Source organism: Biformimicrobium ophioploci (assembly GCF_030270605.1).
Lineage (GTDB): Bacteria > Pseudomonadota > Gammaproteobacteria > Pseudomonadales > Cellvibrionaceae > Biformimicrobium > Biformimicrobium ophioploci.
Window position 1 is genome coordinate 141,009 of sequence record NZ_BSYJ01000002.1, and the last position, 20,783, is coordinate 161,791.

The 20,783-nt window shown below is 60.2% G+C and carries 18 protein-coding genes; 10 read left to right on the forward strand and 8 right to left on the reverse strand.

The features are described from left to right. Positions 1-44: 44 nt before the first annotated feature. Positions 45-350: a putative signal transducing protein gene (locus QSJ80_RS04075; RefSeq protein WP_285763020.1), complete on the forward strand. Its 306-nt coding sequence runs from the start codon at positions 45-47 to the stop codon at positions 348-350. A 28-nt stretch (positions 351-378) separates the two neighbouring features. Here QSJ80_RS04075 and holA read toward each other — a convergent pair whose 3' ends face one another. From holA to leuS, 3 genes are all read right to left on the reverse strand, one after another. Further along, positions 379-1,386 (reverse strand): DNA polymerase III subunit delta, encoded by a 1,008-nt coding sequence (holA, locus tag QSJ80_RS04080; protein ID WP_285763021.1) that lies wholly within the window; start codon positions 1,384-1,386, stop codon positions 379-381. Beyond that, complete coding sequence (locus QSJ80_RS04085) at positions 1,386-1,910, reverse strand: LPS-assembly lipoprotein LptE (protein WP_285763022.1); 525 nt, start codon at positions 1,908-1,910, stop codon at positions 1,386-1,388. Before QSJ80_RS04085 ends, holA begins: the two co-directional genes overlap by 1 nt. 285 nt (positions 1,911-2,195) lie before the next feature. Further along, the gene (gene leuS / locus QSJ80_RS04090) at positions 2,196-4,793 is read right to left on the reverse strand and encodes a leucine--tRNA ligase (RefSeq protein ID WP_285763024.1); all 2,598 of its coding nucleotides are present in this window, start codon (positions 4,791-4,793) and stop codon (positions 2,196-2,198) included. Between the two features lie 103 nt (positions 4,794-4,896). Here leuS and QSJ80_RS04095 point away from each other — a divergent pair, with 103 nt between their 5' ends. The 3 genes from QSJ80_RS04095 (at position 4,897) to QSJ80_RS04105 (ending at position 6,641) form a co-directional block, all read left to right on the forward strand. Beyond that, complete coding sequence (locus QSJ80_RS04095; protein ID WP_285763025.1) at positions 4,897-5,346, forward strand: zinc ribbon-containing protein; 450 nt, start codon at positions 4,897-4,899, stop codon at positions 5,344-5,346. A gap of 10 nt (positions 5,347-5,356) precedes the next feature. Then, positions 5,357-6,130, forward strand: a complete 774-nt coding sequence (locus tag QSJ80_RS04100) for a YdcF family protein (protein ID WP_285763026.1) — start codon at positions 5,357-5,359, stop codon at positions 6,128-6,130. Positions 6,131-6,266: 136 nt separating this feature from the next. After that, a complete protein-coding gene (locus tag QSJ80_RS04105; RefSeq protein WP_285763028.1) occupies positions 6,267-6,641 on the forward strand; it encodes a hypothetical protein in 375 nt (124 codons plus the stop codon). Positions 6,642-6,659: 18 nt separating this feature from the next. Here the strand turns inward: QSJ80_RS04105 and QSJ80_RS04110 are convergent, their stop codons facing one another. After that, positions 6,660-7,550 (reverse strand): TIGR01777 family oxidoreductase, encoded by an 891-nt coding sequence (locus QSJ80_RS04110; RefSeq protein WP_285763029.1) that lies wholly within the window; start codon positions 7,548-7,550, stop codon positions 6,660-6,662. Positions 7,551-7,770: 220 nt separating this feature from the next. On the opposite strand from QSJ80_RS04110, the gene QSJ80_RS04115 reads away from it, so the two are divergent. The 6 genes from QSJ80_RS04115 (at position 7,771) to QSJ80_RS04140 (ending at position 16,880) form a co-directional block, all read left to right on the forward strand. Next, positions 7,771-9,081, forward strand: a complete 1,311-nt coding sequence (locus QSJ80_RS04115) for an anti-phage deoxyguanosine triphosphatase (protein ID WP_285763030.1) — start codon at positions 7,771-7,773, stop codon at positions 9,079-9,081. A 213-nt stretch (positions 9,082-9,294) separates the two neighbouring features. After that, the gene (locus QSJ80_RS04120; RefSeq protein ID WP_285763031.1) at positions 9,295-10,479 is read left to right on the forward strand and encodes a DUF819 family protein; all 1,185 of its coding nucleotides are present in this window, start codon (positions 9,295-9,297) and stop codon (positions 10,477-10,479) included. A gap of 22 nt (positions 10,480-10,501) precedes the next feature. Continuing rightward, positions 10,502-12,019 (forward strand): pyridoxal phosphate-dependent decarboxylase family protein, encoded by a 1,518-nt coding sequence (locus tag QSJ80_RS04125; RefSeq protein ID WP_285763032.1) that lies wholly within the window; start codon positions 10,502-10,504, stop codon positions 12,017-12,019. A gap of 163 nt (positions 12,020-12,182) precedes the next feature. Beyond that, on the forward strand, positions 12,183-14,417 hold the full coding sequence (locus QSJ80_RS04130; protein ID WP_285763034.1) for a carbohydrate binding family 9 domain-containing protein: 2,235 nt from the start codon (positions 12,183-12,185) through the stop codon (positions 14,415-14,417). Between the two features lie 100 nt (positions 14,418-14,517). Further along, positions 14,518-15,975 (forward strand): amidohydrolase, encoded by a 1,458-nt coding sequence (locus QSJ80_RS04135; RefSeq protein ID WP_285763035.1) that lies wholly within the window; start codon positions 14,518-14,520, stop codon positions 15,973-15,975. Beyond that, positions 15,975-16,880 carry a transporter gene (locus tag QSJ80_RS04140; protein WP_285763646.1) on the forward strand — a complete coding sequence of 302 codons (906 nt, stop codon included), beginning with the start codon at positions 15,975-15,977 and terminating at the stop codon, positions 16,878-16,880. The genes QSJ80_RS04135 and QSJ80_RS04140 overlap by 1 nt, the downstream gene beginning before the upstream one ends. Positions 16,881-17,020: 140 nt before the next feature. Here QSJ80_RS04140 and QSJ80_RS04145 read toward each other — a convergent pair whose 3' ends face one another. The 4 genes from QSJ80_RS04145 to QSJ80_RS04160 form a co-directional block, all read right to left on the reverse strand. Next, entirely contained in the window at positions 17,021-17,728 is a 708-nt protein-coding gene (locus tag QSJ80_RS04145) for a hypothetical protein (protein WP_285763036.1), read from the reverse strand. A gap of 125 nt (positions 17,729-17,853) precedes the next feature. Further along, positions 17,854-18,393 (reverse strand): hypothetical protein, encoded by a 540-nt coding sequence (locus QSJ80_RS04150; RefSeq protein ID WP_285763037.1) that lies wholly within the window; start codon positions 18,391-18,393, stop codon positions 17,854-17,856. Positions 18,394-18,450: 57 nt separating this feature from the next. Beyond that, complete coding sequence (gene pbp4b, locus QSJ80_RS04155; protein WP_285763038.1) at positions 18,451-19,785, reverse strand: penicillin binding protein PBP4B; 1,335 nt, start codon at positions 19,783-19,785, stop codon at positions 18,451-18,453. 54 nt (positions 19,786-19,839) lie between these two features. After that, positions 19,840-20,772, reverse strand: coding sequence for an RDD family protein (locus tag QSJ80_RS04160; RefSeq protein ID WP_285763039.1), 933 nt, complete (start codon positions 20,770-20,772; stop codon positions 19,840-19,842). Positions 20,773-20,783: the final 11 nt, after the last annotated feature.

The window sequence follows — 20,783 nt, forward strand, 5'->3', positions numbered from 1 at the left end:
ATTAGTCAGTTGGCGGGTAATAATACATGAAAATGAGAGCGAAAATGAAGCTGGTATATACCCACGAAAACATCCTCATGGCTGGCAATATCAAGGCACTGCTGGAGCGCGAGGGTATCGAGGTGCGCATGAAAAACGAATATGCCGGCGGTGGTCGCGGGGATCTGCCGGTATTCGATACCTGGCCGGAGGTGTGGGTAGTGGACGAGCGGGACTACACCCGAGCAGAAAAGATCATCGCACAGGTTTCGCAGGCGGCATCGGGGGTGGACTGGCATTGCCCGCGCTGCGGCGAGGCCAATGCGCAGGCGTTTGAAGTCTGCTGGCATTGCCAGGCGGAGCGGCCGTGAAGCGATGCTGAAGCGGGGGAAGCTCCGGTTACAGCGCCAGCCTGACCCCGGCCATGACCAGCACAGCCTGGCGCAACTCCGCCCACACATCCACACTCGCGTCGCCCTTGATGCCGGCATCGATACGGCGCGAGGCGACAAGGATTTCCTCGAGGTCGCTGTCACTGAGTCGTTGCAGTGCGTTGCGCAGCAGTGGCACCCGTTTTTTAAGTTTTACCTGGCGGTCGATGGCCTGGCCGCGATCCACAATGTCCTTGAGTTCCAGCAAGGTGCGCGCCTCGCGCGCCAGCGCCCACAGGATGATCGGCGCTTCGGTGCCTTCGCCGCGCAGCCCCTGCAGCGTTTTGATGGCACCCGCGGAGTCGCCGGCGAGTGCCTTGTCGATCAGGCCGAAGACATCGTAGCGGGCTGAATCGGCCACAGCGCTGCGTACCGCATCGGCGCTCAGCTGGTTGTCGGTACACAGCAGTTTCAGCTTTTCGATTTCCTGCGCGGCGGCCAGCAGGTTGCCCTCGGACCGCTCTGCCAGCAACTGGATGGCTTCCGGCTCGGCATTGAGGCCTGCCGATTGCAGGCGCTGGTGGATCCAGCGCGGCATCTCTGCCGGTTCTACCGGCCACACCTGAATGAGCGCGCCGCGCTGCTCCAGGGCCTTGACCCACTTGCTGTTCAGCGAGCTGCGTTCCAGTCTTGGCAACACCACCAGCAGCAGGCTATCGTCGCCCGCCAGCTGCAGGTATTCCTGCAGGGCCTTGCTGCCCTTGTCGCCGGGCTTGCCGTTGGGTATGCGCAGTTCGACCAGTTTCTTTTCCGCAAACAGGGACATGGCACCGGCGCTTTCCAGCAGTTCGCCCCAGTCGAAGCCGGCTTCTGCGTGCATCAGCTGACGCTCGCTGAAGCCCGCCGCCTTGACGGCCGCGCGGATCTGGTCGCAGCACTCCTGCACAATCAGCGGCTCGTCGCCGCTGATCACATACACGGGTGCGAGGCCGCGCCTGAGCGCCTGTTTGAGCTGGTTTGGATAGAGTCGGGCCATTAGAGTGTTTCGTCAGTGCGATCTTCAAGCGGTGCGTTCGGATCCACGCGGCGTACGCGGTCGATGATGCGCCTCACCAGTTCCCGTCGCATTTCCGTGCGGACCAGGATCATCTCCTCGCCCTTGCTCACCACCTCGTCTTCATTCCAGTCGATGGTGCGGAACACTTCTGCGCGCGCGTGATCCAGCAGCAGGAAGCCGCTGCTGTCGCGAATGCTGTAGGTCGCTTCGGAGAGCAGTTCATATTCGGAGGCGCGGCCGCGCGAGTTGACGGAAACCGTACGCTGGCTCTCGCGCTCTCCGTGTACAGTGAGCAGATAGTCGGCAGTCTCTGCGGTATCCACCAGCGAAATGCCGGCGCTGCCCAGCAGGCGGCGCAGGCCGATGTCCAGGTCCGAGCTGCCTTGTTCCATGTACACGTACATGCTGCTGTCTGGTGGCAGGTTCTTGGGCGCGCCGCGCAGCTGCCAGCCACAGGCTGTCAGTGTCATGGAAATTAATACGGCGAGTAATACTTTATTCATATTTTTTATGGGTCCTTGGGGTCCGCCGGCACAGGCAAGCCCTTTCGAAACCGCCTTCGCGGGTTCTCTTTTTGTAATAGTGAACGCCGCCCGGAAAGGTTTCGAAAGGGCTTGCCTTGTCCCGGTAACCACACTAACTCAAACAGGTGCCCGCTGGTGCACACAGGCCCTGCCGGCACAGGCAAGACCCTTTCAAAACCGCCTTCGCGGGTTCTCTTTTCGGAATTAGTGAACGCCGCCCGGAAAGGTTTTGAAAGGGTTTGCTCTATGCCGACCTTTTAACTCTTAGTTGGCAACAATGTTCACCAGTTTGCCGGGCACTACGATTACCTTGCGCACGGTCTTGTCATCGATAAATTTTTGCACGTTGGCATCCGCCAGCGCCAGCTTCTCCAGCCTGGCCTTGTCGGCATCGGCCGGCGCTTCCAGTTTTGCGCGTACCTTGCCATTGACCTGCACCACCAGAGTGATGGAAGAGCGCACCAGTGCAGACTCGTCCACGGTCGGCCAGGCGGCATCGATCAGCGCATCGGCGTGGCCCAGCAGGGCCCACAGTTTGTGGCAGATATGCGGCGTGACCGGTGCCAGCAGTTGTACCGCAGCCACCAGCGCTTCGCGCTCCACGGCGAGGCCCTGGGCGGAATTGCGGTCGGCCAGCTTGCCGGTCTCGTTCAGCAGTTCCATCACCGCGGCAACGGCGGTGTTGAACGTCTGGCGACGGCCGTAATCGTCGGACACCTTCTGGATGGTCTCGTGGGTCTTGCGGCGCAGATCCTTGTGCTTGTCGTTCAGTGCGTTCGGATCCAGGGTGGCAATTTCACCGGCGCCCAGGTGTGCGTGCACGGTCTTCCACAGCTTGCGCAGGAAGCGGCTCGCGCCCTCCACGCCGGACTCGTGCCACTCCAGGGTCTGCTCCGGCGGTGCCGCGAACATGGTGAACAGGCGCACGGTATCGGCGCCGTACTGCTCGACCGTTGCGTGCGGGTCGATGCCGTTGTTCTTGGACTTGGACATCTTCACCACGCCACCGGCCACCAGTTCCTCACCGGTTTCCTTGTGAGTGGCGCGCACCGCGCGGCCCTTGTCGTCACGCTCGACATTCACGTCGCTCGGCGCAACCCAGATCTTTGCACCCTTTTCGCCTTCCTTGTAGAAGGACTCGGCCAGCACCATGCCCTGGCACAGCAGGCGTTTGAACGGCTCGTCGCTGTTGACCAGCCCCTCGTCGCGCATCAGCTTGTGGAAGAAGCGCGCGTACAGCAGGTGCAGGATGGCGTGTTCGATGCCGCCTACATACTGGTCCACCGGCAGCCAGTAGTTGGCGGCGGTCGGGTCCAGCATGCCCTCGTCAAAGTTCGGGCTGGTATAGCGGGCGTAGTACCAGCTGGATTCCATAAAGGTGTCGAAGGTATCGGTCTCGCGCTCAACGGCAACGCCGTCCAGCTCGTCCTTGCGCCATTCCTTGTCGGCCTTGATCGGCGACTGCACGCCGTCCATGACCACATCTTCCGGCAGCAGCACCGGCAGCTTGTGCGCCGGCACCGGAATCTCGCCGCCGTCTTCGAGGTTGAACATCGGGATGGGTGCACCCCAGTAGCGCTGGCGGGACACGCCCCAGTCGCGCAGGCGGTAATTGGTGCTCACCTTGCCTTTACCGGCGGCACCCAGCTTGGCGGCGATGGCGTCGAACGCGGCCTTGAAGGCGAGCCCGTCGAATTCACCGGAATTGACCAGCTTGCCCTTTTCGACAAACGCTTCCTTCGTCAGGTCGACAGACTCGCCATCGGCGGCCTCGATCACCTGCACGATCGGCAGGCCGTACTGGGTGGCAAATTCCCAGTCGCGCTGGTCGTGGCCCGGTACCGCCATGACGGCGCCGGAGCCGTAATCCATCAGCACATAGTTGGCGACCCACACCGGCACTTCCTCACCGGTGAGCGGGTGCACGGCCTTGATGCCGGTGTCCATGCCTTTCTTTTCCATGGTGGCCATATCGGCCTCGGCTACTGACTGGGACTTGCACTCGGCAATGAACGCGGCCAGCTCGGCGTTGTCCTCGGCCAGCGCCTGCGCAATCGGGTGCTCGGCGGCCAGGGAAACATAGGTCACGCCCATCAGGGTGTCGGGGCGGGTGGTGTAGATATCGAAGGCGGTGATGCCGGCCACTTCGCTGGCCAGGTCGAACGTCATGTCTACGCCGCGGCTCTTGCCGATCCAGTTGCGCTGCATGGTGCGCACCTGCTCCGGCCACTCCGGCAACTTGTCGAGGTCTGCCAACAGTTCCTCGGCGTAGTCAGTAATTTTGATAAACCACTGCGGGATTTCCTTGCGCTCCACCAGTGCGCCGGAACGCCAGCCGCGGCCGTCGATGACCTGCTCGTTGGCCAGTACGGTCTGGTCCACCGGGTCCCAGTTCACCGTGGCCATCTTCTTGTAGACCAGGCCCTTCTCGTACAGGCGGGTGAAGAACCACTGCTCCCAGCGGTAGTAGCTCGGCTGGCAGGTGGCCAGCTCGCGCGACCAGTCGAAGCCGAAACCGAGACTTTTCAGCTGGCCTTTCATATAGTCGACGTTCTGGTAGGTCCACTTCGCCGGTGCCGTCTTGTTTTGGATTGCGGCGTTCTCCGCGGGCAGGCCGAACGCGTCCCAGCCCATCGGGTGCAGGACGTTCTTGCCCTGCATGCGCTGGAAACGGCTGATCACGTCGGTGATGGTGTAGTTGCGAACGTGGCCCATGTGCAGCTTGCCGCTGGGGTAGGGGAACATGGACAGGCAGTAGAATTTCTCCTTGCCGGGATCCTCCGTTACCTCAAAGCTGGCGTTCTGGTCCCAGTACTGCTGGGCTTCGGCTTCAATCTCTGCCGGGCGATAAAGCTCTTCCATCGGGGGCTGCACCTATACTGACTGTCAGTCGGGAAAACGCCGGATTATAGCAGCCCGCGCGCCATGCAGGGAGCGGGCAGGACATCAGCAGGGAGGATATCGGGTGAGCAAAAAACGACCAGAGCAGGGCGATGAAGGGCTGGCCGACGAGGTACAGCGGGATCTCGAGAAACTGGTGAAAGAAGAACTGGGGGTCGAGAACCTTACCGCCAACAAGCTGGCATTCCTGAAGGCCTGGCTCAAGGACGATGCGCACCGCGCCGGCACCTACATGCGTGAGCTGGCCGGTGAGCTGCTGACACTGGAAGAACGTACCGGGGACTGGCTGCAGGGCGCCGCCGACCCGACGGAGTCCGCCTGGCCCTCCCTGATGTACTGCATCAAGAATGGCCTGCCATGGGCGCTGGCCGGGGAAAAGGTCGGGGTGGGCGAGGAGCTCGAGTGCATGGGCTGCGGCTATCGCGCTACCCCGCCTGTGGGTGAGCCGATCACGCCCTGTCATCGCTGTGGCTATGGCTGTTTCCGCCAGATCACCGGTGGCCTGACGGAGTGAGGAAATTGTTGTGCCCGCCACCAAACTGCTGTCGGACTACCTGTTGCTGGCGCCGGCCGCACCGCTGCTGCTGGCGCTGCTGGCGTTTATCCTGCGCTACCGGCGCCCCCACACTGCCATGACCCTCGCCACACTTGCTTTCCTTGCACTCTGGGTGGTCTCCACGCCCGCTTTCAGTGCGCGTCTTGGCCTGATTCTGGCTGGGCTTCAGGCGGAGGCCGAAGCCGGGATCGCGCCGCGGGCGATCGTCGTACTCGGTGGAGGGCGTGCGCGCAACCCGCTAACTGGCGCAGAGCGCCTGTCTGCCACCAGCCTCGAGCGGGCCCATGCCGGGGCATTGCTGGCCCGGCGTGAGGCAAAGCCGGTCCTGACCAGTGGTGGCACGGTGTTTGCTGGAGAAGAGGCTGCGGAATCCGTGATGATGGCGGACGCCCTGCGCCTCATGGGCGTCGAGCCCCGCTGGCAGGAGGGCTGCAGTCGCACCACGGCGGAGAATGCGGTGAACAGCGCTGAACTTCTGAAGCACGCCGATATCCAAGAGATCTACCTGGTTACCCACTGGTGGCATATGCCGCGGGCACAGTCAGTGTTCCGGCGCGCGGGACTCAAGGTGGTGCCGGCACCGGTGGGCGGCGCGGACGAGGTGCATCGCCAGCTGGCGCAGCCGGTAATGTGGTTGCCGAGCCCCTCGGCCCTGTATCGCAGCCAGACGTATTGGCGCGAGCTGCTCGGTATGGCCTGGTATCGCCTGCGCCCGCTGGCGGCAAGGACGACACCCTGCTGAAGGGTCACGAATAAGGCGACAAAGCTGTTGCACCACCGCTGGTGGAGGAGTAGGGTTGCGCCCACTGGCAGTTCGCCAGAGCAGGCTCGCCACAAGAGCGGCCGCATAATAACGATAAAAAAGAGAAGTACGAGACATGTTGGATACCACAGCAGTATTTGCCCAAATGCAATTGCGCAACCGCTTGAATCGCCCGGTATCCGTGGGCTACCGCCTGGTAGTGCGCGATGGTCACAACACCCTGTTTATCCATTCCGAAGAAACCGCCGCCCGTATCAGCAAGAACTTTGAAGCCTTTGCCGGGCAGCTGGTGCGCGCACTGGAGCTGGACCCGCTTTGCACTGATATCGTCGAGCTGCGCCAGTCCGGTGAGGAGCCGCGCTGGTACCGCTGGCAGGTGCGCTGGGTTGCCACTGCGCCGGTGGAGTGCATTGCCGAGGAAGTGAGCGCTGCCTCCGCCCGTCGGCACCTCACCGCCCTGTTGCAGGTCCAGGAAGAGGCCGCGGCCTGACCCGCTGTTGATTATTTGTCAGGCGCTGTAAAGCGCCGCCATCGCAGCGGCCAGGTCCGGAAAGCGGAACCGGTAGCCGCTGTTGAGGGCCACCTGCGGTGTCATACGCTGGCTGCCCAGCAACAACTCCTCGCCCATCTGCCCGAACATCATTTTCACGATGGCCGAAGGCGTGCGCATCAGGCACGGCCGGTGCAGCGCTGAGGCCAGCGCCCGGCTGAACTCCGCATTGGTGGAGGGGTTCGGGCTGCCGCCGTTGATGGGGCCGTCGATACGGTTTTTGAGTGCGTGCAGGATCAGGCCGACGATATCTTCCTCGTGAATCCAGCTCATCCACTGGCGACCGCTGCCCATGGCGCCCCCGAGGCCCAGCCGGAACGGCGTTTCCATGCGCGCCAGAGCGCCGCCGCGGCGGGACAATACGATGCCCGTGCGCAGTCGCCCCACAGTCACCCCGAAAGATTCCGCACCGCAGGCCAGTGCTTCCCAGTCACGGCACAGGGTGGCGGAAAAGTCATTACCCGGCGAGTGGCGCTCGGTCAGGATCTCGTCCCCGCAACTGCCGTAATAGCCCACCGCTGATCCGCTCAACAGATAGGCAGGCCTGTCCTGTGAATCGGCAATCCAGTCCACCAGGGTTTCGGTGGTCTCCAGCCGGCTGGCACGGATCTGCTCCTTGCGCGCGGCATTCCAGCGCGCATCGGCGATCGGTTCGCCCGCCAGGTTGACCACCAGATCCACGGAACCGGCCTTGCGGATGTTGTCCACGATTCGGCAGCCATCCGGCAGGCGCGCCGCGGCCTTGGCCGGTGTGCGGCTGACTACTGTCAGGGCGTGGCCGGCATCGAGCCAGTGACGGGCGAACAGCCGCCCGATCAGGCCGGACCCGCCCGTTATCAGGCAGTGCATAAGTATCTCCCCAGGTTCATCCGGCAAGTATGCGGGCACCACTCGGTCATCGCCCAGTCACCGGCAGGCGCGGCGGCAAATTCTGGCACTGGCTTCGTCATGGAATGTGTCCGAGGCGCTATTTTTATCCGGCAGGCAAAAGCAGTGCCAGCGGGACAAGGGTACAGAGGCGCGGGAAGCGGAAGGCCGGCAAAAACAATAAAGGAAACCGGAATCAGTCATGGATGGCGACATTTGGGTGGTACGGCGCAGTGGCGCCAGGGTAGAGCCGGTCGGGGATGTTGAGCGGCAATACCGAACGGACCACGGCAGGATCATCAACTCCCGTGCGTTTCGCAGCATGCAGTCAAAGACCCAGGTCATGGGGGTGGGGGAGACAGGCTGCTGCCGCACGCGCCTGACTCACTCACTGGAGGTTGCCCATGTGGGCGCCTGCATCGCCCGGCGGTTGCAGTTACTCAGCTGGCGCGCGCTCTACGCGCCGCTCAAGCAGTGGGTGCCGCCGGTGGAGCTGGTGCAGGCCATTTGCCTGGCCCACGATATTGGCCATCCTCCGTACGGGCACGGCGGTGAGGCGGCCCTCAATTTCCATATGCTCGACAGTGGCGGCTTTGAGGGCAACGGCCAGACACTGCGGGTACTGGCGCGCCTGGGGGAGTTCTCCGAGGGCTTTGGTTATGACCTGACCCGACGCACCCTGCTGGGGGTGCTGAAATACCCCGCCACGTTCAAGCGCATTTCCCAGTCCTATCCGGAGAAGCCGCTACAGGCTCCCCTCAGCCTCAAGCCCTGGCACCCGCCCAAGTGCATTCACGACGATGACCTGGAGATTCTCGACTGGGTGCTGGCACCGTTTGACCGAGAGGAGCGCAAGGCGCTGTGTGCGCTGTCTCTGGAGGGGGACCAACTCAAGACCACGGAAATGCCGTTTGATGCGTCCATCATGGACCTGGCAGATGATATCGCCTACGGCGTGCATGACCTGGAAGACGGCCTCAGTATGGGACTGGTGCGTGCGGAACAGGTACTCGACTGCCTCGGCGACGGCCTTGCCAGCCTGTCGCGCTTTGCCGGGCAGAAGTCCGACCACTTTGAAAAGATGCTGCTCGATGGCAGCCCGGCGCGTCTCAAGGCGCTGGTGGGCACGATGGAGAGTGTGTTTGTAGAGGGCATACTGCCGGAGGTGAACGGTGGCTTCGAACACCCGCTGCTCAACTACCGCGCCTGCATGGAGCCGGAGCGCAAGGCCGTGCTGGAGACCCTGATTCGTTTCGTGTTCGAGGAGGTCATCTGCCAGAAGCCGCTGCAGGAAATGGAGTTCCGCGGCCAGAAGATACTGTCCGAGCTTTTCCCGGTGCTGCTCGATAACTGGCGCGGACTGGTGCCACGGCGCTACCACGCCAATGTGGATACGCCGGGGTACAGTCGCGCGCGCATTGTGTGTGACTACCTGGCCTCCCTGACAGATACCGAGGCCAACAGCCTGTTCCAGCGGTTGTTCCTGCCGGCTACGCGGGTGGTGGTGGATTAATGGGGTCAGAGATATCTGGGGTCAGAGCGAAAGCTCTGACCCCAGATATCGAGCCAAAGCTCTGACCCCTCGGACAGGACTATTGGGGTCAGAGCGAACGCTCTGACCCCTAAGTTCCCTTCCATCCAAAATTGTATATTTGTACAAAATGAGCGTTTATAATCCCACCTGATCAAAATTACACCCGCGTGGATGCAAGCGCGGTCCGGGAATATGGCGCACCCACACCTGATAATTCTGGCTCTTGTCTACCTGGCGCTACCGGCGCTGGTGCTGGTCTTGTGCAGCCGCAACCGGCTGGCCGACAAGATCGGGGCCGTGGTGCTCTGCTATATCGCCGGCATGGCCCTCGCGCAGTTGCTGCCCGCGGGCTTTGCAGGCGGTAATGCGGCAGCGCTGAAGGTGCTGCAGGAAAGCATGATGGGTGCCTGTATCGCTCTGTCCCTGCCCCTGCTCTTGTTCTCGGTTAATGTACGCAACTGGATTCATCTGGGACCGACCACACTGCTTGCCATGGCATCGAGTATCGGCGCGGTGGTGGCCATGGCATTTTTGGCCGGCTGGCTGCTGCGCGACGAACTGGCGGAAACCTGGAAACTGGTCGGCCTCGGTATTGCGCTCTACACAGGCGGTACGCCGAACCTTGCCGCAGTCAAGGAAGCACTGGCGGTGGACAACAACCTGTTCCTGCAACTGCATACTTACGATACTTTCCTAACTATTGCCTATCTTTTGTTTGTCGCCTCGATCGCACAGCAGGTATTCCTGCATTTCCTGCCATCCTTCCAGCAGCGGGAAAAAGCGTTGGGGCATGCCGACAACCTCGAGCCCGCTGCCTGGGAGCAACACTACGCCGCGCTACTCCGGTGGCCGGTTGCCAGACGCCTGTCGATTGCCGTGGTACTTGCCGCAGCAATTGTAGCGCTGGTTGTGGTCGCTGCCCGGTCCTTCGCCGGCGCGCATGAATTGCCGTTTATTATGGTGGGGTTGACGCTGCTCGCGCTGGCAGCCTCCCTCAACCCAAAGGTCAGGGAAATCCCGCATACCTTTGACCTGGGCATGTATATCGTGCTGTGTTTTTGCGTGATTGTGGGCTCCATGATCACTACGGATCTGTTCGGCCAGCTCGACCCGGATCTCGCTCTCTTTGTGCTGATCATCGTGTATGGTTCTGTCATCCTGCACGCATGCATCTGCCGGCTGCTCAGGATTGATGTGGATACGTTCCTGATCACCTCAGTCGCCGCCATCGCTTCGCCGCCTTTTGTGCCTATGGTGGCGGGCACCCTGAAAAACCGGGAAATCCTCTTGTCGGGGATTACCGCGGGCATCATCGGCTATGCGCTCAGCAACCTGCTGGGTGTTGGCCTTGCCTACCTGTTTGATTACTTATTCTAAAAATTCTGATACCGGAGATAGCATGAGCGTCGTTGCGCAAAATCGGCAAAAAGAAAAGCAAGAGCAACAAAAGCAAGAAGAGCAGCAACCCGCGAAAAACCTGTTTACCGGCAATCTGCCGGAGCAGGGCATCGCGAAAACACCGCTGCTGGATGCGATGCAGGCAGCCGCCGCAGAAGATACTGATTTCAAAGCGGGCAAGGTGTGGAGCCTGGTATACCACAAGGACGATGAGCATTACGGCACCATCAAGGAAGCCCACAATATGTTCTTCTCCACCAACTACCTGAACCCGATGGCCTTCAAGAGCCTGAAGCAGTTCGAAACCGATGTGGTGCGCATGTCAGCGAACATGCTGCACGGTGATGAGAATGTGGTGGGCACCATGACCTCCGGTGGTACCGAAAGCATTCTCATGGCGATCAAGACTTATCGGGACTACGCCCGCAAGAAGCGCCCGTGGGTTCGGCGGCCAAATATGATCGTCCCGGAAACCGTGCACGTGGCATTCGAGAAAGCGGCGAAATACTTTGATGTAAAGATTATCCGCGCCCCCATCGGCAAGGACTTCCGCGCAGACCTGGCCGCGACTCGCAAACTGATCAACCGCAATACCATTCTGTTGGTGGGCTCCGCGCCGTCCTACCCTCAGGGCGTGATCGATCCCATCGCGGAGCTGGGTAAGCTCGCGCAGGAAAAGAAACTGCCGCTGCACGTGGATGCCTGTCTGGGCGGTTTTATGCTGCCGTTTGTAAAAGAGCTGGGCTACCCGGTGCCGGACTTTGACTTTGCGGTGCCCGGCGTGACTTCGATTTCTGCCGATGTGCACAAATACGGCTATGCGGCCAAGGGCGCATCCGTGATCCTGTATCGCAGCATGGATTACCTGCGCCACCAGTTCCTGATCGTGAGCAACTGGTCAGGTGGTGTCTATGCGTCGCCGGCGCTACTGGGCACCCGTGCCGGCAGTGCGATTGCCGCAGCCTGGGCTTCCATGCAGACCATCGGCAAACAGGGCTTCCTTGAGATGGCGGACAAGAGTATGCAGCTCGCGCGCGACATGATGGACGGGGTTAATGCGATCGACGGGCTGCAGGTGCTGGGTGAGCCCGACATGTGCGTATTCTCCTATCACAGCACGGATCCGGAAGTGAATATCTTTGCCGTGGGCGACCAGATGGAAGCGCGCGGCTGGTCCATCAATCGCCAGCAGCATCCCGATGCCCTGCACGCGATGGTCACGGTTAACCACGAGCAGGCAATCCCCCGGTACCTTGCCGACCTCAAGGCTTCGGTGGCGGAGGTGAAGAGAAACCCGGACCTGGCCTACGAAGGCTCCGCAGCCATGTACGGCATGGTATCCAAAGTGCCTTTGAAAGGCATGATCGAAAAGAACGTGCTGGCCATGATGGAGCAATCCTATGCGCCGGGGGCCGCCAGCCTGTCGGTTGCCGTCGATGAAGGCGAACAGGACCTGGCCATGAAGCTGGGCACACGCTTTGTAAAGCTGGTTGATTGGTTCCGCAATCGGGGTCGATAAGACCCACGGGATGGCGCTGACTGGTGTCATCCATCGCAAACACACTGCCGGCGGGCGAATATTCCCGCCGGTAGCCTTCCCAATTCACGAATAATGCTTATCATTCGCGCGCTTCGAAATTGAAAATCGATAACCACAATAAATCGAGACGGCGAAAATACGCATGCACCTGAAGACTATTTCCCTGATGGCCCTGCTGGTCCTCAGTGCCGCCAGCAGCACCTGGGCCACACAGCCCATCCGCATGACCGGGCTGTTTGCGGCCTTGCCCCATGAGCAGCAGGTCGAGATCACCCTCGACGGCAAACTGGACGAGCCGCACTGGCAGCGCGCCGAGCTGATGGACCTGCCGTTCGAAATTTTTCCCGGCGAAAACACACCGGCCGATCGCGCAACGGAGGCCTACCTGTTCTACAGCCACGATGCGCTGTATGTGGGCATCCGGGCCAGTGACCCCGAGCCGCAGCGTCTGCGGGCCAGCTATCGCCAGCGCGACGAAATCGATAACCAGGATCAGATCCGCATTCACCTGGATTCCTTCAATGAGCAGCGCTCGGCGTACCAGCTGCGGGTCAATGCGATTGGCATCCAGGCCGACGAGATCATCAGCTCCTCGGGGCTCGAGGACCCGGACTGGAATGGCATCTGGTACTCCGAAGGCCGGATCACCGAGCAAGGCTATGAGGTGGAGGTCAAGATTCCATTCACCACGCTTGGCTTCGACAACAGCAAACAGGCGCAGCAGTGGGGCGTGTTTATCACGCGCTTTACCGGCTACGGTGATTTCGCCGTGTATGGCAGCAGTCCCTGGGAGCAGACCGGCCAGTGTGAGGAGTGCGATTACCCCAAGCTGGAGCTGCATGAGCCGATCAATGCCTCGTCCGGCTACCGGGTGACGCCCTATGTAGTTGCGGGGCGCAGCCGTACGCGCGACCTGGCACAGGGCGGCGACTGGTCCGACAAAACCGATACCGATGCCGGCGTCGACCTGGTGTGGAAGCTCGGCAGCGACTCTGCCGTGACGGTTACCGCGAACCCGGATTTCTCCCAGGTAGATGCCGACACCATCCAGTTCGATCTGAATGAGCGCTTTGCCTTGCAATATCCGGAGAAGCGTGCGTTTTTCCTCGAGGACCAGCGTTACTTCAACAGCTTTTTCCCGGTACTTTATACGCGCAATATCAACGCGCCGGACTGGGGCTTGAAATATACCGGGCGCTTTGGTGACCATACGCTCGGTAGCTTCGTGGTGGATGACTACACCACTTCATTTATCCTGCCTGGTCGCGACAGTTCCGAGTTGGTGGAATATGCTGCGGCCAGTACCAACGGTGTACTCAGCTACCGCAACAATGTCAGTGACAAGCTGCGTTTCGGCAGCCTCAGTACGCTGCGCAAGGCGGACGATTACCACAGCGCGGCGACCGGCTTTAATGTCCTGTACCGGCCGTGGGAGGGGCACACTTTTGCGGCTGAGGTCTACCACTCGGATACACAGAATCCGGAGCTGCTGCAGCAGGAATATGGTTTGCAGGGCACCCAGAAAGGGCACGCCGCGCATCTCTACCATAGCTATCAGACCCGTGAACTCAGCTTCACCAACCGGGTGCGCAATATTGCCGATGGTTTCCGGGCGGACCTGGGAGTACTCAACCAGGTCGGTGTTTGGGACAGCGTCTCTGAGACGGAATACCGTATTTACGCAGACAGGGATACCTGGTGGAACCGGGTGGAGTTCGAGCTGGAATACGAGCGTGTTGACGACCTCGACTTCAATCGCCTGAGTGATGAGGCGCAATTGAAAGTCGCTGTCGACGCCGTGAAGCAGCGGGAGCTCGGAATGTTCGCTGAAACTGGCCATGAGCTCTATGAAGGCGTCGAGTATGCACTCAACGGTAGTGGCGTCTGGGGTGGAGGCAAGGTTCTGGACAGCCTGCATATCAACAGCTTCATGGGGCGTTTTGAGCGCATCAACTACGATAACCCGCTGAGCGGGACCGGAACCTATTCCACTGGCGATGTGGAGATAGACTGGAGTCCCGGCGCACACTGGGAAGTGGCGGCCATGATCGACCTGGGCCGATTCGAAGTTGACGGTGGCGAGTTGTACCGCACGCGACTGGTGCAGGCCCGGGTGCGCTACAACTTCAGCGCGCACCAGCAGTTGCAGCTGTGGGCGCAGCGCGCGGAGACCGAACAGAACCCGGCGCTTTACGTCGATGCAGTCGAGGCACATTCGCGCCAGTTGCTGACACAGTTGCGCTACCGCTATCAGTTCAATGCCTATTCCTCTCTGGTGGCTGGCATCACTTCCGTTGCCGGCACCCGTCCTGCATCCCGTGCGCTGGTGAGCGAACAGGAAGGTGTGTTCGTTAAACTCAGCTACGCCTTCGAGTAATACCTGTCCATTGAGGCCGTGCCGGATTTGCCCGCGCGGCCGATATCGCCCATAGTTGATTCCGCAATTACCTAACAGTGATAAAAACAAGGGATGCACTATGTTTCGCAAATCCATGCTGGTGCTGGCGCTGGCGGGCGCTGCCAATGCGGTGTCGGCCTACGATGAAAAGTCTCTGGCCACTGATGCCGCCTGGGTGGAACAACAGTCCCGGGTCATCGCGCCGGACGCAGTCGGCCTCGCCGACAAACTCTGGCAATGGGCGGAGATGGGTTATCAGGAAACCCGCAGTAGCGCAGCCATGCAGGACCAGCTGCGCGCAGCCGGATTCAGCATAGAAACGGGCATCGCCGGCATCCCCACTGCCTTTGTCGCCACCTTCAAACAGGGTCGCGGTGGCCCGGTGCTCGGCCTGTTGGCAGAAATGGATGCGTTGCCGGGGGTCGCCCAGCACGCAGTTCCGCAGCATAGCTCGATCGAGGGACAGGCCGCTGGCCACGCCTGTGGTCACCATCTGTTTGGCGCCGGCTCTACGGCGGCGGCGGTCATGCTGAGTCGCTGGATACAGGAGACTGGTACCGCGGGCGAAGTGCGCCTTTATGGCACGCCAGCGGAAGAGGGCGGCTCGGGCAAGGTCTATATGGTGCGCGCGGGGGTCTTTAAAGGGGTGGATGCGATCCTGCAGTGGCACCCGGGTGATAGCAATGCAGCACTGCCGCGCTCCAGCCTCGCCAATAAATCCGCTAAATTCCGCTTCTCCGGTGTCTCCAGCCATGCGGCGGCGGCGCCTGAGCGGGGCCGCTCTGCCCTCGACGGCGTCGAGGCGATGAATTTCATGGTGAACATGTTGCGCGAACATGTGCCGGACAGCACCCGTATCCATTATGTGATTACTGATGGCGGCCTGGCGCCCAATGTGGTGCCGGCCAAAGCAGAAGTTTTCTATTACGTGCGCGATAGCAGTGCTGCGGAGCTGCAGCCGATATGGGAAAGGGTCGAGGATATTGCCAGGGCCGCAGCGCAGGGCACCGGCACCAGCGTAGAGTGGGAGGTTATCCACGGTAACCACAGCCTGCTGCCAAACCAGGCACTGAATCGCCTGCTGGATGCGAGCCTGCGCCAGTTCGGTGGTATTGAATACTCGGCGGAGGAAGAGGCTTTTGCGAAAAGCCTCGAGGGGCTGGCCACGGGCCCGGATAAGACGCTTGAAAGCGCGGCACAAATTGCCGATTACGACCCGTCCGAAAAAGCCACCCCGGGGTCGACTGACGTTGGCGACGTGAGCTGGAATGTACCAACCGGTGGTTTCCGAACTGCAACCTGGGTGCCGGGCACTTCTGCCCATACCTGGCAGGCCGTTGCGGCTGGCGGTATGAGTATCGGCCACAAGGGTATGCAGCTTGCGGCGGAAACCCTGACACTGTCCGGCATCCAGTTACTGCGCGAACCAACGCTGCTCAAAAAGGCGCGGGCAGAGTTTGATGAGAAGCGCGGCGACGACTTCAGGTATGAGCCGTTGCTGGGCGACCGCAAGCCACCACTCGACTATCGCAAGTGATGAAAAAGTCTGGCCTTGCGGCGATCGCACTCAGTTTCAGTGCGTCGCTGCATGCAATGGACCCGCAGCCCCGGCAATGGAATCACCTGCCGCTAGACAGGAATTTCGGTATTGCTTCCCTGGTCCGTACCTCGGCAAAGATATTTTTTGATCCAACGCTACGGATCGAGGGCGCGGAGCTGGAGCTAGATACCTTTGCGTTCAATTATGTCCGCACCTTCGAATTTCTGGAGCGTTCTTCCCGCATTCAGTTCACCCAGGCACATCAGTCCGGAGTCTGGGAAGGGCTGCTCAATGGTCAACCCGGATTGACGCGCAGAGAAGGTTTTTCAGACCTGTTTATCCGCGGCTCCATCAACCTGTATGGTGCACCGCCGCTGCGCGGTAAAGACTTCACTGCTTACCGGAGTTCCGTCCAGAGCGAGACGCTTGTAGGCGCTGCCATAGCTGCGCGCCTGCCGACCGGGCATTATCGTCAGGGCCGCCTTCTGAATCTAGGGGAAAATCGCTACGTGGTGAGGCCGCAACTGGGCGTGACGCACACCCGCGGACCCTGGACACTGGAGCTTACCGGGGAGCTATGGCTGCATGGGGACAACGATGAATTTTTTGGGAAAAACAGGCTCGAGCAGGCGCCATTGTATTTTGCCCATGGTCATATCGTGCGGTCGCTTCCACAAGGGCGCTGGGCCTCGTTCAGCCTGGGCTACAACCATGGTGGTGAAACAAGGATTAATGGCAGATCGCAGGGAGATCTGAAGAAAAATTATGGCTGGAAACTGACTTACGCACAGCCGATTTCAGAGCGCGCTGGCGTACGCCTGTCTTATTTGGGGGCACGAACCCGGCAGGATACCGGTAGTGACCTCACTACCTTTGCCGCAGGGCTGACCTTTAGCTGGTGAGGTGTGACGGCCATCGTAAAGCATGAGTGCCGTCAAGGGGCGTTCCTTCGACAGTGGAAAAACAGGCTGGTATGGCCCGCGATGCAGCCCAGCAACAAGTAGTGGGCTTTTCGCCCTGTACATGCCCCGGTAGTTTGCAATCAGCCGAACAAAATGCTTTGGATCACGCTAAGTAAAGGTGACAGAATGATGGCGACCATCAGTGCGGTCATGGAAACCGAAAATGTCACGCCAGCGATAGTCGCCTTGTGTAAAGAGCCAAGCGTTTTCAGATCGTAGCTGACCGGAATCAGCACCTTGGCTGCAATGATAGCTAGCAGTGAAGAAATTTCCGGGATCTCGAGGACCTGCCAGACTCTTCCTACTGCCGGCCCGATGACCGCCAGTGAAGCCATCAGCATCAGACGCTTGTGTGCCTCGAAGTTGCGTCTGCTCGCTGCGATTACCGCGCTGACGAATAGCGCGGTGAAGGTAAGCAGCATGACGCAGTTCGCGACAAAAAGCATCGCGCGGCCCAGCTGATAAGAGAGCGGGATGCCGGTCGCGACCATCAGGATGAGTAGCATGATCCCGGCAAACCCCGCGCGACGATGCGCGCGAATGGATCCTGCTTGTACGAGGCGGGCCTGTAACACAAACAGGCCGAACCAGGCGACCATGATCAGGCCATGTAGGACTACCAGTGGGATTTCGTATCGCGCCAGCCTTTCCGGGTGCACTATAACCTTGAGCCCGAAAGCGGCGACGACGAATACCAGAAGTGAAAGGCTTGCGAAAAAGAAAAACCCCAGGCTTCGCTGTCTTGAAATGATGCTGTCAGATGGATTGTTTGCAGTGGATACTGTCAAGGTTTCACCTCTTCAGAGTGTAGGGTGCCGGGGCAGTATCAACCGCGTACCATTGTTTGTCGATATTAAGCAGCCGCAGATTGTGCGGAAGCGCACAAAAGCCTCCTTTTTGTGCTGCCCCGCGCTCACCACTTCATCATCGGCGCAGGGTTGAGCGGGTGTTTCAGCAACCACTTTCCAGCCTTTTTCATCAGTCCCTTGTGGAATCCGGCATTGGGATAGGCGCCCTTGACCGCCCGGATGGCGTTTTTCGGGAGACCGAAGCGCACCGCGCCGCAGGAAAAATCCACCAGGTCCCCCTGGCGGAATAGTTCCACCAGAGGCTGGTATTCACTTTGATACGCGCGCATCTTGTGATGCTCGCTGATCATCAGGGTGATTTCATCAGACCACGCCTGCGGATCGTGTTCTTCCAGGTAAGCCACGGCCGGCGGAATCGAGGGGGGTACGTAGTCCACCGTGTTGTTGACCCAGATACCGATATCGTGGAAGGCCCCGGCAATGATGTGCTTGTGCCTTTCCTCCTCGCTACAGTCGCGCAGGAGGAAGCAGAAGTTCAGCATGCGACTGACATGGTTGCGGTACCCCTGAAAGTCCGCGCCTATGGTGTCTCGCCATGGCGCCAGAATATCGTCCAGCATGGGAATGCTTTCTGCGATCTGCATATTTGATCCATGCCTATCTGTAGCTTTCAGTACTTAGATCTGTACTTAGATCAGTATTTAGGGCGTATCGGCCAGCCCCAGCGCCTCATAAACCTTTTCGATGATAGGGTCATAATCCCCGATCGCCATCTTGTCACCGTCGAAGCGCTCGCACAGTGGCTTGCCGCAATCCATGCGGATATGGGTATTCTTTTTGTTACCGAGCAGCACAACCATCAGATCGTGCTCAGGGTCGATGACCGACACAGTGCCCACCCAGCCGGAGTGACCGAAGGCGCTGTCACTCGCATGCTTGCCAAAAAGATAGGAGAACTTGCCGCCCACATTCACATTCCAGCCCAGTGCGAAGCCATCGCTCCTGAAATTGGGGTTGGGCTGCAGGAATTCCCGGATCGCCTGTTTGTCAAAATACTGTACACCGTCTTGCTGGCCCTCATGTAGCATCAGCGACATCAGGGTAAGCATTTCTTCTGCGGTGGAAAACAGGCCCGCGTGGCCGGCAACTCCGCCAAGTGAATAGAAGGCTTTCTCATCGTGCACCTGGCCCTGGATGGTGCCGGTACGGACTCCCGGGTAATCCAGTTGCTGCTCGCGCGTATTGCCGTAGATTTCCGTGGCGGCAAAGTCCGACAATTGATAGACGCGACCATTCACCGGCGTATCCAGCAGGTTAAAGCCGGTGCGCTCCAGTCCCATGGGGCCGAAGAAGGTCTCCTGCAGGAAGCGGTCCTGGGTCTTGCCGGTGATCGCCTCGATGATCTGGCCGAGTAGCATGTAATCAATATCGGAATACTTTACCCGGGTGCGCGGCGGTACCTGCAGGGGGGCGCGCTGCATGGCAAGCAGGCCTGCGGCGCGGTCGATTGCGAAGAGCTCAGGGTCGTTGGACTTGTAAAACTCGATGCTTGGCGGGTGGCCGGCGGTGTGACGCAGCAGGTCGCGAACGGTAACTGTCGCCTTGCCCTTTACCGGGTCCTGTGGCCGGTCCCGGTAGTCCGGCAGGTAGCGCTGTACCGGTGCGTCCAGGTCAAGCTTTTCCTCGCTGACGAGATGCTGCAACGCATAATTGGTTGCGTACATCTTGGTGTTGGAGGCCAGGTCGTAGATGGTATCGAGGCGCGCCGGGATCCGCTCATTTTCCGGGATGGGTGCGAGCAGCAGCGGCGCTTGCGGGGTTCTGGCGGGCTCGCGGGCATCGTGGCGCTTCGCGTAGCCGTATGCCTGTAGCTTGATGATTTCTCCGGCATGCCACACACCGAGTACGGCACCGGGAAAGCCAGCCTCGATGTTGCTTTGCATCAGCGCATCCAGCTCGCTGAAGTCAGGCTGCTGCTTGCAGCCTGCTGCGCCCAGCGCAATGACTGCGCCCAGGAGAGCGATAATTCCCCGCATGGTCAGTAATTCCTGTTTATTTTTTTTAGTAAAACGAGTTGTCTTTGGTAATGTTTATTGATTGCGGATAACCGCTGTAAAGGCGAGTTTGTCCTGCATCGCCTGCCGGTTCGGGTCCCAGAAAATCTGCAGAAATCCCAGCAGGCCGGTGGCAATACCGGTGGCGTAGCCGCCGTAGCGCCCGAACGCATCCCAGATACCGAAGCTGGAACCGTCCAGCTTGACCGCACGCGTACCCAGCAGGCGCTTGCCCGGTGTCTGCCCCTGCCAGGCCCAGGTGAACAGCGTAAAGTAGAGCGCCCCGATACCGAACTCAATACCCAGATCGCTGAGGAACCGCAGCGCCAGGTCCACGATGCTCAGGTCCTTCAGGGAAAAACCGGAATCCGGTTCGGCCGGAAGCGGTTCGGCGGCAGCCAATGCGCTACCGCCCGCTGATTCTTCTTCCAGTACCACGATATCGCCCTCGGTGGTGGTCACGGGAACACCACTGGCAGTCAACATGGCCTGGATTTCCTGGTCCGACATATTCCCGAGCTTCTGATCGATCTGCTCCAGGTCGTTGTTGATCATCAGGTCGAGCAGCGGGTTTTCGTCGACGCCATCGCTGACGATCTGGATGCGGTCGCCCATTACAAACACAGTGATAACCAGCGCCAGTATGAATGCCAGTGTGTAGCCGGTGAATTTGGCGATCGCGATGCCAATACGGGCGGGCCTCCCGCCGTAGTGCACCATCAGGCCCCAGCAGACAATTGGCAACCAGATAAACCACTTGCCGGTGGCGAGCAGGCCGATCAGGGTGACATCCAGCAGCATTGCGAGCCCGCGACGCCAGGGCGGCGCAATGGCCACGCCCAGAAGCTGCGGGGCGATGGAAAAGGCATGGTTGGTAATTTCTGTTCGCGGGTCCTCAGGTGGTGCTGGGGTTAGCGCGGCGCGCACGCGCGCGCCGGCCACGGTCAGCCGTGAGCCAATGATGCCCATGTTTCCCCCTG

What these genes read in the sequence shown, in the direction of transcription:
- QSJ80_RS04075 (WP_285763020.1), top strand. Translation starts at nt 45, where the DNA reads ATGAAGCTGGTATATACCCACGAAAACATCCTCATGGCTGGCAATATC.
- holA (WP_285763021.1), bottom strand. Translation starts at nt 1,386, where the DNA reads ATGGCCCGACTCTATCCAAACCAGCTCAAACAGGCGCTCAGGCGCGGC.
- QSJ80_RS04085 (WP_285763022.1), bottom strand. Translation starts at nt 1,910, where the DNA reads ATGAATAAAGTATTACTCGCCGTATTAATTTCCATGACACTGACAGCC.
- leuS (WP_285763024.1), bottom strand. Translation starts at nt 4,793, where the DNA reads ATGGAAGAGCTTTATCGCCCGGCAGAGATTGAAGCCGAAGCCCAGCAG.
- QSJ80_RS04105 (WP_285763028.1), top strand. Translation starts at nt 6,267, where the DNA reads ATGTTGGATACCACAGCAGTATTTGCCCAAATGCAATTGCGCAACCGC.
- QSJ80_RS04110 (WP_285763029.1), bottom strand. Translation starts at nt 7,550, where the DNA reads ATGCACTGCCTGATAACGGGCGGGTCCGGCCTGATCGGGCGGCTGTTC.
- QSJ80_RS04115 (WP_285763030.1), top strand. Translation starts at nt 7,771, where the DNA reads ATGGATGGCGACATTTGGGTGGTACGGCGCAGTGGCGCCAGGGTAGAG.
- QSJ80_RS04120 (WP_285763031.1), top strand. Translation starts at nt 9,295, where the DNA reads ATGGCGCACCCACACCTGATAATTCTGGCTCTTGTCTACCTGGCGCTA.
- QSJ80_RS04125 (WP_285763032.1), top strand. Translation starts at nt 10,502, where the DNA reads ATGAGCGTCGTTGCGCAAAATCGGCAAAAAGAAAAGCAAGAGCAACAA.
- QSJ80_RS04130 (WP_285763034.1), top strand. Translation starts at nt 12,183, where the DNA reads ATGCACCTGAAGACTATTTCCCTGATGGCCCTGCTGGTCCTCAGTGCC.
- QSJ80_RS04135 (WP_285763035.1), top strand. Translation starts at nt 14,518, where the DNA reads ATGTTTCGCAAATCCATGCTGGTGCTGGCGCTGGCGGGCGCTGCCAAT.
- QSJ80_RS04140 (WP_285763646.1), top strand. Translation starts at nt 15,975, where the DNA reads ATGAAAAAGTCTGGCCTTGCGGCGATCGCACTCAGTTTCAGTGCGTCG.
- QSJ80_RS04150 (WP_285763037.1), bottom strand. Translation starts at nt 18,393, where the DNA reads ATGCAGATCGCAGAAAGCATTCCCATGCTGGACGATATTCTGGCGCCA.
- pbp4b (WP_285763038.1), bottom strand. Translation starts at nt 19,785, where the DNA reads ATGCGGGGAATTATCGCTCTCCTGGGCGCAGTCATTGCGCTGGGCGCA.
- QSJ80_RS04160 (WP_285763039.1), bottom strand. Translation starts at nt 20,772, where the DNA reads ATGGGCATCATTGGCTCACGGCTGACCGTGGCCGGCGCGCGCGTGCGC.